This window comes from Neobacillus niacini (genome assembly GCF_046591715.1).
GTDB lineage: Bacteria > Bacillota > Bacilli > Bacillales > Cytobacillaceae > Neobacillus > Neobacillus niacini_L.
This window is the reverse complement of the sequence record NZ_JAWVNQ010000010.1, coordinates 1-17298: the sequence shown is the minus strand read 5'-3', so window position 1 is coordinate 17298 and position 17298 is coordinate 1. Positions and strand designations below refer to the sequence as shown.

Genomic DNA, 17298 nt, shown 5'->3' with positions numbered 1-17298 from the left:
ATTTAATATTTACTTTTAATTAATATATGTTATAATAAAAACAGATATGAAATTAGGAGGAATAAATCATGACTCAAACAATGACATTAGAACAAGTAATGAACCAACAACTTGCAAACTGGAATGTACTTTACACAAAACTACACCGTTTCCACTGGTATGTGAAAGGTCCACACTTCTTCACCTTACATGAAAAATTTGAAGAACTGTACGAAGAAGCGGCTGCCACAATCGATGAATTGGCTGAACGATTATTAATTACAGGTGGAAAGCCAGTTTCAACATTAAAAGAATATATCCAATATGCCACGATTGAAGAAAGTACTGAGAATTTAACAGCTGAAGAAATGGTACAAACCATTATTAATGATTTCTCGCTGATTGTTTCAGAATTGAACTCAGGTAAAGAGGCAGCCGAACATGAGAATGATGAAGTTACGAGTGATATGTTCACAGAATTAATAGAAAAACTAAGTAAGCATAATTGGATGTTAACATCCTTCCTTCAAGCATAAAAACAGGACAAGGCCATATGCCTTGTCCTATTTTTATTTTTTGCAGGAATTTCTATATTATTCCAGAATATAGTAGTGAATACATAATGAAATGAGGTTTAGAAATATGCTTTCATTTAAGAAGCCAGATGTTGATCAATTTTTTAAAACATTTAATATCCACGACTTTGCTGTCAGCCATGATGAATCACAGCTTATTCTTAGTACGAATTTAAGTGGAAAATATAATTTATGGGCAATGGATTTACCAAATATATTCCCCTATCCGCTTACCTTTAATGATCAAATCAGTTATGGGATAGAATTCGACAAACAAGGCCGGTTTGTTATTGCAGGCTTTGATAAAGACGGAGACGAGAACGCACAACTTTACGCCTTTCCTCCTAAAGGAGGGGAACTAAAACCGATTAGATTGGCAGAAGGGCATAGACACACATATCCCTTTTTATCTGAAGATGGAAAACGACTTTATTATACTTCTACTAAAGATGATTCGACCTTCTTAAAAGGTTATTGCTACAATCTAGAAACAGAAGAAGAGGCTGTTGTCATACATGGAGATGACGCTGCGACATATCTACTCACTGCCAGCCCCGAAGAAAAAAGTTATTTATATTTAAAACACTTTGCAAATACCAATACGCTTGCATATGTAAAAACTATTAACGAAGAGATCTTATTAACACCAAAAACAGATGAACAGCATACCGTATCTGCTGCTGACTTTGTGTCAGAAGAAGAGCTTTTTCTAATCACAAATTACAGCGAAGATTTGTCCTACTTAGCTAAGTTCAACCTTACTACTAAAAAATTTACAAAGGTGCTTCAACTAGAGGGAGAAGATCTTAATGAATTAAAGATTGACAGGGAACGAAATATCCTCTATTTTGTCAGTTCCAAGGGTGTATCAGACAAGCTTTACAGCTATGATTTTACCCATCAAACATTAACGGAACTCGAAACACCTGCAAGTATTGTTGAAAAGCTGCATATTTCAAAAGAAGGTAACTTATATCTTTTAACACGCTCAGCTACTCGTCCAGCAAATATTTTCAAAAAGTCACATTCTCAGTCTGAGTGGACAGCACTAACAAACTATGGGGTTCCAGGAGTACCTGAAGAGGAATTAGTTGAGCCTGAGATATTAACGTACCCTTCTTTTGATGGACTTGAAATTGAAGCATTACTTTTTAAAGCGAAGGAAGATACAACTAATGGCCATGTGATTCTTTGGCCGCATGGTGGACCTCAAGCCGCAGAACGGAAAGAATTCCGCTCGCTATTCCAATTTTTAGTGAATAGAGGATATAGTATTTTTGCTCCGAACTTCCGTGGATCTTCAGGTTATGGTTTGAAGTTTATGAAGATGGTAGAAGGTGATTGGGGTCATGGTCCTCGTTTAGATAATATTGAGGGTTTAGAATTCTTAATTAAAAATGGCTATGCTGATCGTGAAAAAATCCTTCTTATGGGCGGAAGCTACGGCGGGTACATGGCGTTATTACTTCATGGACGTCATGCCGATTATTTTAAGGCGGTTGTTGATATTTTCGGACCAAGTGATCTTTTCTCCTTTATTAACTCCGTTCCAGAACATTGGAAACCGGTCATGAATCAGTGGGTTGGTGACCCGGTGAAAGACCGTGAGAAATTAATCGAATATTCCCCTATTACGTACCTAGAGAACATGGTTAAACCTATGTTAGTGATCCAAGGGGCTATGGACCCCCGGGTAATTAAGGCAGAATCAGATCAAATCGTTGATGCTCTGCAAAAAAATGGTGTGAATGTGAAATACATGGTATTTGAAGATGAGGGGCACGGATTTACGAAGAAAGAGAATGAAATAAAGGTCTACCGTGCAGTCTTAGATTTCTTTAATCAATATATCTAAATAAAAAATCGCATGCGGTCTTATCCACATGCGATTTTTCCTATTGTACTTGATAATTTTTTAACAGTTCTACTTCTTCATCTGTTAATTCCCGATATTCTCCAAGTTCAAGTGTTTCGTCTAATGGCAATGGTCCCATGGATATCCGTTTTAAGTAAACGACCTTTTTTCCTACAGACTCAAACATTCTTTTCACTTGGTGAAACTTTCCCTCGGTTATCGTTAATTCAATATCAGAGCGAATGCCAGATTTTAAAATTTTCAGCTCGCCTGGTTTTGTTTCGTACCCATCATCAAGGGTTACTCCCTTCGCAAAAGCCTTTACATCTTCACCACTGACTTCCTGGTCTATCACAGCAAAGTATGTCTTGGGAACATGTTTTTTAGGTGATAACAGCCTGTGTGCTAATTGGCCATCATTTGTAATTAACAGCAGCCCTTCCGTATCTTTATCCAATCTTCCGACCGGAAATGGCTCATAAACCTGGTCTTCAAGTTCCAGTAAGTCGATTACGGTTTCCCCTACACTGTCCTCTGTTGCCGACAAAACTCCTTGGGGTTTATTCATCATTAAATAAATAAATTCTTTATATTCAATAACTTCACCATTTAGCGTAACAGTTTGTTTATTGGTATCAACATGCTGCTTTGCATCTTTTACGATCACATCATCAATTTTGACTGCACCGCTTTTTAAAAGCTGCTTTACTTCTTTACGACTGCCATAGCCAAGATTAGCCAGCATCTTATCAATTCTCAAAATAATCCTCCTCTCTTAAAGCGTTTAATTCGTTATTTTTAATTTCCGTTTTATTCGGTCAACCCTATCACCAAATAGTCTGTTTACAAGCCCAGATTTTAAACCTAAATAAAAATAGACTGCCGCTCCAATGGCTGCACAAACAAAAATAATGATGAGCGACTGAAACTTAGAGGCTGGAGTTAGAAATAACAGGAGCAGTTGATATACCAAAAACGTACCTGCCCACATAAGACTAGCAAAAATGATAATTAACAAACTCCTTCTCCAAACAAATAAGAAAGGGTATTTTGCATAACTTTTTATAACAAATAATTGAATCAATATGGCTCCGATGTATCCAAGTGCTGTTGCGTATACCGCGCCTTTTGTTTCAAACATGGTAATAAGAGAAATATTTAGCGATAATTTAATTAGTAATCCAACTAACAAGCTTAATACGGTCCATCGTTGTTCATTGATTCCCTGCAGAATGGAACTCGTTACTAAAAATAAAGAAAATAGAATTCCAACAGGAGCATAGGCTCTTAGTACTTCAAATCCAATTGGCTTATACTCGTAAAATACAGTATAGATAGGCTCTGCTAAAAGGGAAAGCCCGATTGCTGCAGGCAGTGTTAAGAACAATAACACTTGAAAGGTCTGATTTAGCTGCTGTTTTAACCCTTTTCGATCTTTATCTACAAAAGCCTTGGTGATACTTGGAACAAGAGCCAGCGAGAACCCTGTTGCAAGAGAAACAGGGATAATAACGATTTTATGTGATTCAAAATTTAGAATAGAAAATGCTGCATCAGCTGCCTTGAAGCTGTGGCCGATTTCCTGCATTGCCCGTGTAAAGGTAACTTGATCGATGGCTTGAAATAATGGGTTGGCAATCCCAACAAACACAAAAGGAGCTGCATAGACAATGATTTCCTTATAAATTTCTGTTAACGAAACCTGTACTTCCCCTCTATCCTGCTGGAGCAGCTGGTCTAAATGTGGTTTCCGTTTATACCAATACCAGAATAATACAACGAGGCTCCCAATCGCCCCTACAAAAGCTGCAAAGGTGGCGACACTTACAGCTGTTACGATACTTCCATTTAAGAAGTTAATAACAATATAGGCACCTGCAAGTGTAAACGTAATCCGGACAATTTGTTCCACAACTTGAGAAACCGCTGAAGGTCCCATCGACTGATGTCCTTGAAAAAAACCTCTAATTAAACTCATAAACGGTATCACAATCAAAGCAAAACTTACTGCACGGATAACCGTAATAATATCTTTTGCTCTTGATCCGACATCCTCTTTTTTTGTAATGATCATGTCAGCAATAAGCGGTGCTGAAAGATATAGGATTAAAAACGAAGCAATACCTGTCAAAAGCATCATAACTAGTCCAGATTTAAATAACCTTCGGCCAACAGCGTATTCTTCTAGTGCATTATACTTAGAAATGAATTTAGAAACCGCAAGCGGTACTCCGGCCGTGGCAATACTTATAAAGATCGTGTAAGGTATGTATGAATATTGATACAATGCAGTTCCTTCTGAACCTACAATTTGATAAAAGGGTATAACATATAATAAGCCAAGAATCTTGGATATGATGGTACCCAATGTTAAAATAAATGTTCCTCTTATAAGCTTAGACGACATAAATTAAGAATCCCTTCCTAGTGAAGAAATAGATTGTGCGCATGTGAGCAAAGTTCCTATCGGCTATTTTTGCACACTATTAGTAGTTTACAACTCTTTTGGCTGCGATGCTACTAACAGCATAGTTAATTTTCATAAAAATAAATGTCTTTTCGTTTTCTTTTCTATACGAATGTTTATAATGGATTAATGCGCAGGTATTAAATTTAATTGAAAATACATAAAGTTGGTGGACGTATGATATACGATGTTGTTGTTATTGGGGGCGGCCCTTCAGGTTTAATGGCTGGAATTGCTGCCGGCGAGAAGGGATTAAAAGTCCTTTTAATTGATAAAGGAGATAAGCTGGGCAGGAAGCTGGCCATTTCTGGAGGCGGGCGCTGTAATGTTACTAACCGCCTACCCGTCGAGGAAATTATTAGGCACTTGCCAGGTAACGGGAAATTTTTATACAGTGCCTTTTCTATTTTTAGTAATGAAGATATTATTAAGTTTTTTGAAAAGCTGGGAATTGAATTAAAGGAAGAGGACCACGGCCGGATGTTCCCTGTCTCCAATAAAGCACAATCTGTCGTAGATGCTTTATTAGATCAATTAGAGAAGCTCAAGGTGAAGGTATACACGAACAGCCCTGTGGCCGATATTCATTACCAAGATGGACATGTATCCTCCGTGAAGCTAAAAAACGGCACAGAAATACAAACAAAATCTGTGGTCATCGCGGTTGGCGGTAAATCTGTTCCTCATACAGGTTCAACTGGAGACGGTTACGCATGGGCGAAAAAAGCCGGGCATACAATTACAGAACTGTTTCCAACTGAGGTGCCTGTCACCTCAAATGAGCCTTTTATAAAAAACAAATCACTGCAAGGCCTATCATTAAGAGACATTGAGCTTAGTGTGTTGAATCCAAAAGGAAAAGCTCTCATAACTCACAGGATGGATATGATTTTTACCCATTTTGGTCTTAGCGGCCCAGCAGTTCTTCGCTGCAGTCAATTTGTCGTAAAAGCGATGAAAAAGTGGAAATTAACTGAAGTTACCATGAGTTTAGATGTGATTCCAGATAAAAAGGAAGAGGCGTTTTTTCAAGAAATTGTGAAGTTAGTAAAAAGCGAGCCAAAAAGGAGTATAAAAAACACCTTAAAAGGACTTGTTCCTGAACGATATCTTTTGTTTCTGTTAGAACAAAATGATATTGATCCTGCCGAACAGGGTGCCACAATCTCAAATGATAAGATTCGTACCTTTGTGAAAAGCTGCAAGCAATTCTTAATAAAGGTAAATGGTACTCTGCCGCTCGAGAAAGCATTCGTAACCGGCGGTGGTGTTTCTGTTAAAGAAATTGAACCACAGACAATGGCATCGAAGTTGATGGATGGTCTCTACTTCTGCGGGGAAATTCTTGATGTCCATGGGTATACCGGCGGATACAATATAACCTCAGCATTAGTTACAGGCCGGCTTGCCGGGACGAATGCAGCTATTTCTGCAAAGAAATCATATCAGGCCTGATTATTTTATCAGGCCTTGTAAATAATCATCGCTGAAAAACAATAGATCTGTTCTTCCTCTTCATCCTCTGTTATCGCAGCCACATTATACTTTATATCCATTAACTGCTTTTCATCTATTCCTTTTAAAAAGCGGTTCATTTCCTTCTCTAGATCTTTTTCATGCTCACGGTCAAACAACTTTACTTGGATCATCTGAATCTTCCTTTCCTTTTTCTATCATTTATTCCCAATTTTTCAGAATTTTAAAATAAATAAATCGAAATTGGATTTTCACCTAAATTAGTGCCCCCTATTCTTTTCGGTCACAATCCCGCCTTGATTGTTACCCAAATTGATCAAAAAAAACGATCCCTCATAGGAATCGTTTATTCTGTCTCTCCTGGCCATGCGAGCATGCCGCCAATCATATTACGGACTTTATAGCCTTGTTCTTGCAAATAGTAGCATACATTCCCGCTTCGAGCGCTGGAACGGCAGATAAAAATATATTCTTTATCTTTGTCAAAATAGTCAAGGTTAGCAGGAATCTCTCCCATGCGAATATGCTTTGCACCTGGAATCATTCCTTGTGCAACCTCATCGTCCTCTCTTACATCAACGAGCTCAAGTTTCTCGTTTTCTTCGAGCTTTTTCTTTAATTCTTCTGGCGTAATAGTTTGAATTTCTTCCATTTTTCCCACCCCTATATTAGGTTTCCCCCTGTCTAAACAGGGGGATTCTCCATTAGTTTGCTACGATATTAACAAGTTTACCAGGAACGGTGATTACTTTGCGAATGGTTTTCCCTTCGATTTGTTCCTTCACTCGATCGTCTTCCATCGCAATACCTTCTAAAGCTTCTTTACTAGCATCTGTCGGCACCTTAAGCTTTGTTTTCACTTTACCATTAACTTGAATGACAATTTCAACTTCATCATCCACTAATTTGGCTTCATCATAAGCAGGCCAAGTTTCATATGAAATCGTGCCGCTGTGGCCAAGCTTTTCCCAAAGTTCTTCCGCCACATGCGGTGCAACTGGGGCAAGCATTTTCACGAAGCCTTCCATGTAGTGCTTTGGAAGAACAGTTGATTTATAGGCTTCATTTATAAACACCATCATTTGTGAAATCGCCGTATTAAATCTCAAGCCCTCATAATCCTCGGTTACCTTTTTCACGGTTTGGTGGTATACCTTTTCTAAAATAGAAGCATCTTCATTCTCTTGAATTTTTGGATTTAATTTTCCATTTTCTTCCACCATTAAACGCCAAATTCGATCAAGGAAACGGCGGGATCCATCCAGACCATTCGTAGACCAAGCAATTGAAGCATCAAGTGGTCCCATGAACATTTCATATAAACGAAGTGTATCAGCACCATGACTGTCTACAATATCATCAGGATTTACTACATTTCCTTTTGACTTACTCATTTTCTCATTGTTCTCACCTAGAATCATCCCTTGATTGAAAAGCTTTTGGAATGGTTCTTTAGTTGAGACTACACCAATATCATAAAGGACTTTATGCCAGAAACGAGCATATAGTAAGTGTAGAACAGCATGTTCTGCTCCGCCAATGTAAACATCTACAGGAAGCCAGTGCTCCAATTTTTCTTTGGAAGCAAGTGCCTGATCATTTTTCGGATCAATATATCGTAAATAATACCAGCAGCTGCCTGCCCATTGCGGCATTGTATTTGTTTCACGACGTCCTTTCTTACCGGTTTCTGGGTCCACGACATTTACCCAATCCTCAATCACAGCAAGCGGTGATTCTCCAGTTCCAGAAGGCTTGATATTGGTTGTTTTCGGTAAGGTTAATGGCAGCTGATCTTCAGGAACTGCTGTCATTGTGCCATCTTCCCAATGGATAATTGGAATCGGCTCACCCCAATAACGCTGGCGGCTAAACAGCCAATCACGTAAACGGAAGGTTACCTTCTTCGTTCCAATTCCCTTCTCTTCAAGCCAAGAAATCATTTTTGTTATTGCTTCTTCTTTATTAAGACCATTTAAGAAATCTGAGTTAATGTGTTCTCCATCACCTGTATAAGCTTCACTTTCAATACTTCCTCCTGCTACCACTGCCTTAATAGGAAGATCAAATTGTTTCGCAAATTCATAGTCGCGCTCATCATGTGCAGGTACTGCCATGATTGCACCAGTTCCGTAGCTTACCAATACATAATCGGCAATCCAAATTGGCATTTTCTCACCATTAGCTGGATTAATCGCATACGCACCGGTAAATACTCCTGTCTTTTCTTTCGCTAAATCCGTACGCTCCAAATCGCTCTTAGTTTTAACTTTGTCTAAATAAGCGTCTACTGCTGAACGCTGCTCTTGAGTTGTAATCTTATCAACAAAAGAATGTTCAGGAGCAAGCACGGCATACGTAGCACCAAACAAAGTATCTGGACGAGTTGTAAAAACAGTAAAGGTTTCATCATGACCTTCGATGTTAAAGGTTACTTCAGCACCCTCAGAACGGCCGATCCAGTTACGCTGCATTTCTTTCAAGCTCTCTGGCCAGTCAAGTTCCTCTAAGTCTTCAAGCAAACGGTCGCCATAAGCTGTGATTTTTAACATCCACTGCTTCATTGGACGGCGTTCAACCGGATGCCCTCCGCGTTCACTCTTCCCATCAATAACTTCTTCGTTAGCTAATACGGTTCCAAGTGCCGGGCACCAGTTAACCGCTACTTCATCAATATAAGCAAGACCCTTTTCCCATAGCTTTAAGAAAATCCATTGCGTCCATTTATAGTATTCTGGATCAGTTGTATTTACTTCTCGATCCCAGTCATAGGAAAATCCTAATGATTTAATCTGTCTGCGGAAGGTGTTAATATTTTTCTCTGTGAACTCGGCAGGATCGTTTCCAGTATCCAACGCATATTGCTCAGCCGGTAAACCAAAAGCATCCCATCCCATTGGATGTAATACGTTGTATCCCTGCATTCTCTTTAACCGTGAAAGAATATCCGTAGCGGTATAACCTTCAGGGTGTCCAACATGCAGTCCTGCTCCTGATGGATAAGGGAACATATCTAATGCGTAGAATTTTGGTTTATCAAATTCTTCACTTGTTTTAAATGTTTTTTCTTCTTCCCATTTCTTTTGCCACTTTTTCTCGATATGCTGATGATCGAAACTCATAGTGTTTCCTCCTAAAAAAAATTAAAAAAACCCCTCATCCCAAAAGGGACGAGAGGATTGTCTATGTATCTTCCCGCGGTACCACCCACATTAGTGTTGTAAAACACTCGCTTCATTCATCCTTAACGCGGAATACGGCAAACATTACTGTTACTTCATGTTTGCAACTCATAGGCGAGTTCATGATGTACCCGGTTGACTTCCACCAGCCGTCAACTCTCTATTATACGGGAATAATTCACTACTACTCCTACTCACAGTCATTCAATATAAAAAGTATTACGGTTATTGTATTAAATTTCCCTGCAGTATGCAAGTAACATTCACCTAAATCAGTTTGACCAAATAAATATTTTTTAAACATAACAAAACCGGCTTCCTTAATAAGAAGCCGGATCTTTGCATTACGAAAGTTTTACGCTGAATTTCTTTTCTGTCTGCAGGATGCGGTCATAGGCTAATGTCGTAATAATTGCTATGATGAATAATCCAATTAAAACGTAGAATAATGCAGACATACTGTATATGTCAACCAGAAGTCCCCCTAATAATGGACCAATCATTCTTCCTCCTGTAGCCGTACTATTAACAATCCCTTGATAAAACCCTTCGCGTCCCTTCGGAGCCAAGTCAAAGGCGATAGTTGGAACAGCTGGCCAAATAAACATCTCACCAATAGTTAAAATAATCATCGCAACTAAGAAACCTGAAAATGCACTTGCGTTTCCTGCAATAAGGAAAGAAATAGTAAAAATTCCAATGCCGATAAGAATTTGAACTTTTAAGGAAGCTGTCATATGTTTTAGTAATCCATTTAGAAGAGGCTGACCAAGGACGATGATCGCTCCGTTAACTGACCATAACAAACTGTATTGTGTTAATGAGATATTTATTTCCTGTGTATAGGCAGCAATCGTTGTCTGCCATTGAACGTATGCCACCCAGCAGAGTAAATAACCGATGCATAGAATTAATATCGCATACAAATTTTTTCTGCCTGTTTCAGATACAGGCTCGTTACTTTCATTCTCTTGTACAGCTGGTTTACTAGAGATTCCTTTATAACCAAACACTGCAATAAGCATAAAGATTACATACATAATTGTATTGGCTAGGAAAATATATTCGAAAGAATAGTCAGCTACGATACCGCCAAGTGCAGCTCCTATTGCCACTCCAAGATTCTGGGCCACATAAATAGCATTAAAGGCTTTACGTCCGCCTTCTTTCCAGACTGAGCCCGCCATCGCATACATGGAAGGGAAAATGATCCCTGTTCCAAAACCGATAATAATTTGAAAAATAATGTATGCTGGCCAGCCATGCCAGAAGGTCAATCCTACTAGAGCAGAAAGCGTAATACTAATTCCTAAAATAATTGATTTATAGCCGCCTAGTTTATCAAATAGACTGCCGCCGTACAGATTTCCAATCACGCTTGCAGCTGAGTTGAGCATTAAGACAACACCTGCAATGGATAGAGATTTTCCTAAATGCTCGTGAATATAGATGGTATTTAAAGGCCATAAAAAAGAAGAGCCTGTTACATTCACTGCCATCCCAATAATTAAAAGCCATAAGGCACGCGGCATGAAAAACGCCCCTTTATCATTCGTTAGTTACCTGTTCCAAAAGATATTGTAGTCCCATTCACAATTTCAAGCAATCCTTTTCCAAATTGTTGTAATAATAAAAAAAAGCCCTGAAACAGGACCTTTAGAATTCAATTTATCTTTTTTTCTTTTTCGCTAAATCTGCAGCTGTATTCTTATTTTTGACTGGTGCTTTTTCTACCGTAATTTGCACATGGACATGTGTGTCATCCACATGATTTACATCTGTGACCTTCCCTTTTCGACCTTTAATGGTAAGCTGATCACCAACTGCCGGGACATTTCCAAGCAGCTGATTTAGAAGTTCGATTCTGTTTTCAAAAAAATGAACGACATACATGATCCTCACCTATTTCATATTGGATTCTTCCTTATAAAATATTTGTTTTTTACCCATTTTAGACCAATAGCAGGAAAGTTTAATTGACAGCAATACAGGATTTGGTCACAATAATAACAAGAAAACACTGCCTCCTAAGGAGAAACAGTGTTTTCTTCAATTTTCATTTATGGACTCTTTCCTTACACTTCTTAATCCTTCTTAGCGGGACGATTAAGAATGTTATTGAAAGGGTCTATTTTTTTACTGCTGGCACTACTGACTGCTGTGCAGGGAAGTAGCTGTTTACCGCGTGATCCTTTTTCTTTTCGTTTACAGTTTCTGCTTGGACCGCACTCTTTACTTTTTCAATTTCAGCATTAAGCTCTTCGATGCTGACACCCTTTTTTACTAGCTCTTCTGTTGCAAGGCGAATAGCATTGTTCGATTGGACAACTGATTCTCTTAAGGAATCCATAGAACCTTGCGGATTGTGGAAGCCTGAAGAGTTTTCTGCAGCAATAATATCCCAGAACCATTGACCTTTACGTACATATTCTTGTGCCTGCTTAATCTTGTCCTGGCTGACTCCAGTAGTAAGCATCTTATTAATATAATAGTGCGCTGTTGTTGAAATATCCTGTGCTTCATGTAATGCACTTACGTTTGCATCCTGGATTTCGATAACGCGATCCTTTAATTTGTCTAAATCTCGATCCCCATGACATTGTCCGCATGAAGTATCCATTGTCTTAAGCGGTGATGTCCAATAGTGAGACGTGATTTTTCTCTTTCCATCTACACGTTCATACGGCATGTGACAGTCTGCACAGGAAACATTTGCCTTACCATGTGTACCGCTGGCATGTGTTTCATATTCAGGGTGCTGTGCTTTTAACATTGGGGCACCAGAAATATTGTGAACCCAATCCTTTTCAAAACCATTTTCTTTAGCAATGGTATCATAGTATTTATACATATCTTCTGGTTTAAAGCCTTCATTCCATGGGAAAGTAACTTCACTATTACTTGCGGCAAAATGGTACTCCACGTGGCACTGGCCGCAAACATAGCTGCGCATATCGTTTTTAGTCGGGTTGGAAGTATCTATACCTTGTGCCTCTAAAGCCTTGTAGAAGCTGGGACGTGTAACGCGTAAATCCATGGTTTCGGGGTCATGGCAGTCAGAACATCCAATTGGTGAGTGTCCCATTGCTTCCCCTTTTGGCCAAATGTCTGAATTAAAATTCGCTCCCCAATACTCGTCACCCATTTCCTCAATCATTTGAGGTACAGCTGTTGATTTACATGTATAACAAGAACCAACCGACTTATCGGTAATTCGTTTTACATCCCTTACATCATCCAAAGCATATACGTGACCGCGGTCCTCATTATATTCAGTGGCAAATCCATAACCGTTAAAAAGTACTGGAAGCAAAGGTTCTTTATCAGGATCATATTTACTGCGTTTTACAGAACCATTGTATTTGGTGTCTTCCATTTTTTCATTTTTCATATAGCTATTATATTGAAGTGGAAATAACTCTTTAAAGGCCTCATTGCTTATTTCGTCTTTAGAAAGGCCTGTCGTACCCTTAGCTTCCTTAGCACTTGCAGTCTTTTCACTTGCACCGTCAGTAGAATTGCTGCATCCAGTAATGATGAGAACAAGTACTAGTAGAAGGAGGGTTGCCCCATAACGGAACCTATTCATGCTTAAAATCCTCCCTTATTCTTTAATAGCTCACCGGATTTCGGCGGCTGATGGTAACTATCATCTTTAAAATCACTTCCATGCGGTACCGTTTGGTGACATGACATACAGTTTTCCTTTGCATCATGTGAGACATTATCAATTGTGCTCTTATGACAATCTGCACAGTTTTGATTGATAACTCTTAATGTTCGTGTTGTCGCATAGATTCTGTCTGGAATATCTTCGGTACCTAGTGTGTTATAGAAAATATGTGTCATCCCTGCGCGGCCTTTGAAAAATAACTTTCCAACCTCACTTTCATGCGGTAAATGACAGTCGTTACACTGCAATTCTGCATGAGTCGAATCCACAAATGATGTATACACCGACTTCATCGTGTGACAGTTTTGACAAAATCCTGGTGAATCCAAGTAAGCCATTGTTTTTACTGTCCCGAATGAAAAGAGTACGCCAGCTATAAGAGCACCTAGTATCAATACCCTTTTATCTACTGCCAGCAATTTTTTTAACCCTCTTTTAAACATTCTTTCACCTCCCATAATTTAAACTTTCTCTCTAATTTATTGAATAAAGTACTGGAGTACTTTATTGCCAAAAGGAAATGGTTTTACCTGCCTATATCTTTGGGCGATTTCGATTAATTAAGAAAACGAATGCACCTGCAGCTAGTAAACCTGCTCCACTAACTGCTGCAATGGAAAGGATCCTAGGATTTTTTTTATTTTCATTATTATTGAGTGGTTGTTGTTCTTGTTTTTCAATCATCTCAACAGTTGGTGTTGTCTCTGTCCTCTCATATGTCAGGGTAAAGTTTTTTTCCTCTCCAGCCTTGATTCCTTGGAAGTAATAGGAATGGACACCTTCTTCATCACCATGAGTGTTTTTCTCCTCGGGGGCTGGATTTAGAACGAACTTTTCTGCACGTAAAGGTTCAATGAACGAAACATTGAATAAACCAATATCGGTAAAGGACTTAAATGGGTATGACAAGGATTTTCTTTCTTTATCAACCTTTAAGGTATCTGTATAAAATTCAACAACAAATTTATAAACATCATTTGGTTGAATTTCTTCACTCGTTGTCCAAGAAATCGTACCTTTTTCTTGATCTAGTATGTACTCTATTTCATAAACCTTTGATAAGTCGCTAGAGTAATCAGCAACATATCCAATTCGGAAGTTCTTGTCATTCAATGGCAGCGGGATCTCAATTTGCCCTTTTTGCGGCTGGTCTGTTTGATTACGCATGGTTCCTTGATAGCCAATTAGTAATGGCGGGTGTTCTTTTTCCTTATCATTTGGATGGAAAGCAAATTCAGGCATTACTTTTATTGAAAGTTCCTCCATATTTAAAATGAGTTGATTATCTTCTGCTGAGATGGCTGCAGGGTTAAACAGCAGCAGTATACAGAGGAGAAAATTTATGTTAATGAATACCTTTTTCATATTTTTACTTCCCTTCTATTTGTGAATAAATTGTGAATTGGTTCACAATATTTCTTAAAAAAATTTTCCAATGCGGAAATTCTTACTTTATTTATCGCAAATTAGCTAAACTCATTCTGTGACCAAAATCACAAAAACATATTGAGTTATTTCTAATTTGTGAACTGGAATTTTACCTTATATTCATGGTGTATTTAGGATTTTTTATATAAAAAACCTTCGACTTTCGTCGAAGGCCAAATCCTTTATTATGATGATTGATTTTTCTCTTGGTGAAATTTTGATTTTACTGGCTGACCGCCAGATTTTTCGTATTTCTTTTTTGCTTGTTTTACTAGGTCCACATCTTGACCTAGCTCGAGATCTTGGTTATTGCTTCCATTTCTTGTTTTTTGTTCTGGATTATTTTTTTTAGATCGTTTTTTCAAGTCAGGTTACCTCCGGTATAAGTCTGCCCTTCTAATATCATGGTATTTTGTAGCTGCTGTATTTGTAATCTCATACGATGGAGTTGATCCCGCTGCTGTGAATTCGCACTATGGGCCATTTTTGCAATATCCTGATAGGTTTGTTCAAGATCCTGTAAGGCCTTGGTATAGTCATCATTGTTGTAATGCTCTTGAAGGCTGCTTGTTTCAAACTGTTCTTTCGCATAACGAATTGTATCCTCACACTGCTGCATTAATGCGTCCATTGAAGCACGTGTAGCCATCTAAGGACCCCCTTCTTTTTGGTGACACCAGAACCTTGAAGCTTAGGGCTTCATTTCTTATTTTGTTCTCTCTGACTTTTCCTATTACAACTTACGATTGATAATTACTGGCAATAAGAAAAGCAGAGGTGCTGGGAGAACAAGATACAATTATTACAAATGGATATGCCCCACTTTTCATGTTAAAATGTAAGTTATGTTAAAAATATAAAGGAGGTTTCTGAATTGACTCAGACCAACCCTTTTCCATATGCTTCAGACGATAAACGTTATCATACATGGAATTATCATCTTCGCCAGCAATTTGGCCATAAAGTTTTCAAGGTTGCATTAGATGGCGGCTTTGATTGTCCGAACCGTGATGGTACAGTTGCTCATGGCGGTTGTACGTTTTGCAGTGCTGCGGGTTCCGGCGATTTTGCCGGTGACCGTACTGAGAGCCTGGAAACACAATTTCTTGAAATTAAGGAAAAAATGCATACAAAATGGAAAGATGGCAAGTACATGGCCTACTTTCAGGCCTATACCAATACGCACGCACCAGTTGAGGTTCTCCGCGAAAAATTCGAGAGTGTTCTCAAGCAGGAGGGTGTTGTTGGATTATCGATTGCTACTCGTCCAGATTGTCTCCCGGACGATGTTGTTGAATACCTAGCTGAATTAAACCAGAGAACGTATCTATGGGTGGAGCTTGGCTTGCAGACGGTTCATGAACGGACAGCCTTATTAATCAATCGTGCTCATGATTTCCAATGTTATGTTGAAGGTGTAAATAAACTTAGAAAACATGGCATCCGTATTTGCTCACACATTATCAATGGATTACCGCTTGAATCGTATGACATGATGATGGAAACAGCAAGAGAAGTGGCTAAGCTGGATGTCCAAGGTATTAAAATTCATTTGCTTCACTTATTAAAGGGAACACCTATGGTGAAACAATACGAAAAAGGAATGCTTGAGTTTCTTTCTCAAGAAGACTATGTCAATTTAGTATGTGACCAATTAGAAATTTTACCTCCGGAAATGATTGTGCATCGGATTACAGGTGATGGCCCCATTGATTTAATGGTTGGACCGATGTGGAGTGTGAATAAGTGGGAAGTACTTAACTCTATAGATGCAGAGTTAAAAGCGAGAAACAGCTATCAGGGAAAATATTATCAAGAGAGCACCGTGAGGAATTAATTATGAAGCTTGACCGAATCCTTCCTTTCGCAAAGAAATTACTTGAAAAAGCTATTCCTTCTGGTGCAGTTGCTGTAGATGCTACTTTGGGTAATGGCCATGATGCACTATTTATCGCCGAACTTGTTGGTCCAAGCGGAAAAGTGTACGGATTTGATGTCCAGGAAGAGGCCATTCGTAACAGTCGGGAAAGACTTGAGAAACAGGGTCTAGCTAACCGGGTAACCTTCTTTCACGCTGGCCACGAACAGCTTTATAAGCTTATTCCTGACGAGCATCATGGTAAGGTAAGTGCTGCGATTTTTAACTTAGGATATTTGCCTGGCAGTGACAAATCTATCGTTACAAAACCAGAGACCACGATATCTGCAATACAACAATTACTTGAAATCATGGTACCAGAAGGAATTATTATCCTTGTGATTTACCATGGCCACGATGAGGGTGCAGTTGAGCGTGATGCCTTATTGACATATTGCCAGGAAATTGATCAGAAGAAGGCACATGTCCTTGTGTATCAGTTTATTAACCAACAAAATAATCCTCCCTTCATTGTTGCAATTGAAAAAAGATAAACCAGGATGCCTGGTTTATCTTTTTTTATGCTTGCTTTTTTTCGGATAGGCTTGAGTCTGCATAAGCGGAGATTTTCCGTCTATTTTATCTTGAGGAAGCTTTCAGAGCAGATATAAGCGGAGGAATTCCGGTAAACTGCTTCAAATAAGACAAAATCCAAGGATTTAGATGCAATAAGCGAAAAATCTCCGCTTATTTATCAGGAAATATGGGTATTTTCGAAAATAAACGGAAAAACTCCACTTATTTA

General features: G+C 38.7%; 17 protein-coding genes and 1 other annotated feature. Of the genes, 5 read left to right on the top strand and 12 right to left on the bottom strand.

Translation table 11 applies throughout. From position 1 onward, the window contains the following. The first annotated feature begins 68 nt into the window (after positions 1-68). Both SFC47_RS19730 and SFC47_RS19725 read left to right on the top strand, forming a co-directional pair. Entirely contained in the window at positions 69-515 is a 447-nt protein-coding gene (locus SFC47_RS19730) for a Dps family protein (protein WP_411256116.1), read from the top strand. Between the two features lie 106 nt (positions 516-621). Then, entirely contained in the window at positions 622-2409 is a 1788-nt protein-coding gene (locus SFC47_RS19725) for a S9 family peptidase (protein WP_411256114.1), read from the top strand. A gap of 40 nt (positions 2410-2449) precedes the next feature. On the opposite strand, the gene SFC47_RS19720 is transcribed toward SFC47_RS19725, so the two are convergent. Both SFC47_RS19720 and SFC47_RS19715 read right to left on the bottom strand, forming a co-directional pair. Beyond that, a complete protein-coding gene (locus SFC47_RS19720; protein ID WP_411256112.1) occupies positions 2450-3169 on the bottom strand; it encodes a pseudouridine synthase in 720 nt (239 codons plus the stop codon). A gap of 24 nt (positions 3170-3193) precedes the next feature. Further along, the gene (locus tag SFC47_RS19715) at positions 3194-4816 is read right to left on the bottom strand and encodes a putative polysaccharide biosynthesis protein (protein ID WP_411256111.1); all 1623 of its coding nucleotides are present in this window, start codon (positions 4814-4816) and stop codon (positions 3194-3196) included. A 237-nt stretch (positions 4817-5053) separates the two neighbouring features. Between SFC47_RS19715 and SFC47_RS19710 the strand changes: the two genes are divergently transcribed. Beyond that, complete coding sequence (locus tag SFC47_RS19710; protein ID WP_411256275.1) at positions 5054-6331, top strand: BaiN/RdsA family NAD(P)/FAD-dependent oxidoreductase; 1278 nt, start codon at positions 5054-5056, stop codon at positions 6329-6331. Between the two features lie 8 nt (positions 6332-6339). On the opposite strand, the gene SFC47_RS19705 is transcribed toward SFC47_RS19710, so the two are convergent. The 10 genes from SFC47_RS19705 to SFC47_RS19660 all read right to left on the bottom strand — a co-directional run bounded on the left by SFC47_RS19705 (position 6340) and on the right by SFC47_RS19660 (position 15284). Then, positions 6340-6525 carry a sporulation protein Cse60 gene (locus SFC47_RS19705; RefSeq protein WP_411256110.1) on the bottom strand — a complete coding sequence of 62 codons (186 nt, stop codon included), beginning with the start codon at positions 6523-6525 and terminating at the stop codon, positions 6340-6342. A 173-nt stretch (positions 6526-6698) separates the two neighbouring features. Continuing rightward, entirely contained in the window at positions 6699-7004 is a 306-nt protein-coding gene (locus SFC47_RS19700; protein WP_411256108.1) for a rhodanese-like domain-containing protein, read from the bottom strand. Positions 7005-7056: 52 nt separating this feature from the next. Then, on the bottom strand, positions 7057-9474 hold the full coding sequence (leuS, locus tag SFC47_RS19695) for a leucine--tRNA ligase (protein ID WP_411256107.1): 2418 nt from the start codon (positions 9472-9474) through the stop codon (positions 7057-7059). A gap of 41 nt (positions 9475-9515) precedes the next feature. Next, positions 9516-9741 (bottom strand) — a binding site (T-box leader). A 137-nt stretch (positions 9742-9878) separates the two neighbouring features. Beyond that, positions 9879-11066: an MDR family MFS transporter gene (locus SFC47_RS19690; RefSeq protein ID WP_411256105.1), complete on the bottom strand. Its 1188-nt coding sequence runs from the start codon at positions 11064-11066 to the stop codon at positions 9879-9881. Between the two features lie 136 nt (positions 11067-11202). Continuing rightward, positions 11203-11427 carry a hypothetical protein gene (locus SFC47_RS19685; protein WP_411256103.1) on the bottom strand — a complete coding sequence of 75 codons (225 nt, stop codon included), beginning with the start codon at positions 11425-11427 and terminating at the stop codon, positions 11203-11205. Between the two features lie 235 nt (positions 11428-11662). Further along, a complete protein-coding gene (locus SFC47_RS19680; RefSeq protein WP_411256101.1) occupies positions 11663-13123 on the bottom strand; it encodes an ammonia-forming cytochrome c nitrite reductase subunit c552 in 1461 nt (486 codons plus the stop codon). A gap of 2 nt (positions 13124-13125) precedes the next feature. Beyond that, positions 13126-13650, bottom strand: a complete 525-nt coding sequence (locus tag SFC47_RS19675) for a cytochrome c3 family protein (RefSeq protein WP_411256100.1) — start codon at positions 13648-13650, stop codon at positions 13126-13128. Positions 13651-13741: 91 nt separating this feature from the next. Next, on the bottom strand, positions 13742-14572 hold the full coding sequence (locus tag SFC47_RS19670; RefSeq protein ID WP_411256098.1) for a hypothetical protein: 831 nt from the start codon (positions 14570-14572) through the stop codon (positions 13742-13744). A 248-nt stretch (positions 14573-14820) separates the two neighbouring features. After that, the gene (locus SFC47_RS19665; RefSeq protein WP_411256096.1) at positions 14821-15000 is read right to left on the bottom strand and encodes a glycogen biosynthesis protein GlgD; all 180 of its coding nucleotides are present in this window, start codon (positions 14998-15000) and stop codon (positions 14821-14823) included. After that, the gene (locus SFC47_RS19660; protein WP_411256094.1) at positions 14997-15284 is read right to left on the bottom strand and encodes a YtzC family protein; all 288 of its coding nucleotides are present in this window, start codon (positions 15282-15284) and stop codon (positions 14997-14999) included. The genes SFC47_RS19665 and SFC47_RS19660 overlap by 4 nt, the downstream gene beginning before the upstream one ends. Positions 15285-15509: 225 nt before the next feature. Here SFC47_RS19660 and mnmL point away from each other — a divergent pair, with 225 nt between their 5' ends. Both mnmL and mnmM read left to right on the top strand, forming a co-directional pair. After that, positions 15510-16472: a tRNA modification radical SAM protein MnmL/YtqA gene (gene mnmL / locus SFC47_RS19655; protein ID WP_411256092.1), complete on the top strand. Its 963-nt coding sequence runs from the start codon at positions 15510-15512 to the stop codon at positions 16470-16472. A 2-nt stretch (positions 16473-16474) separates the two neighbouring features. Beyond that, positions 16475-17047, top strand: a complete 573-nt coding sequence (mnmM, locus tag SFC47_RS19650; RefSeq protein ID WP_411256090.1) for a tRNA 5-(aminomethyl)-2-thiouridylate-methyltransferase MnmM — start codon at positions 16475-16477, stop codon at positions 17045-17047. Positions 17048-17298 lie beyond the last annotated feature (251 nt).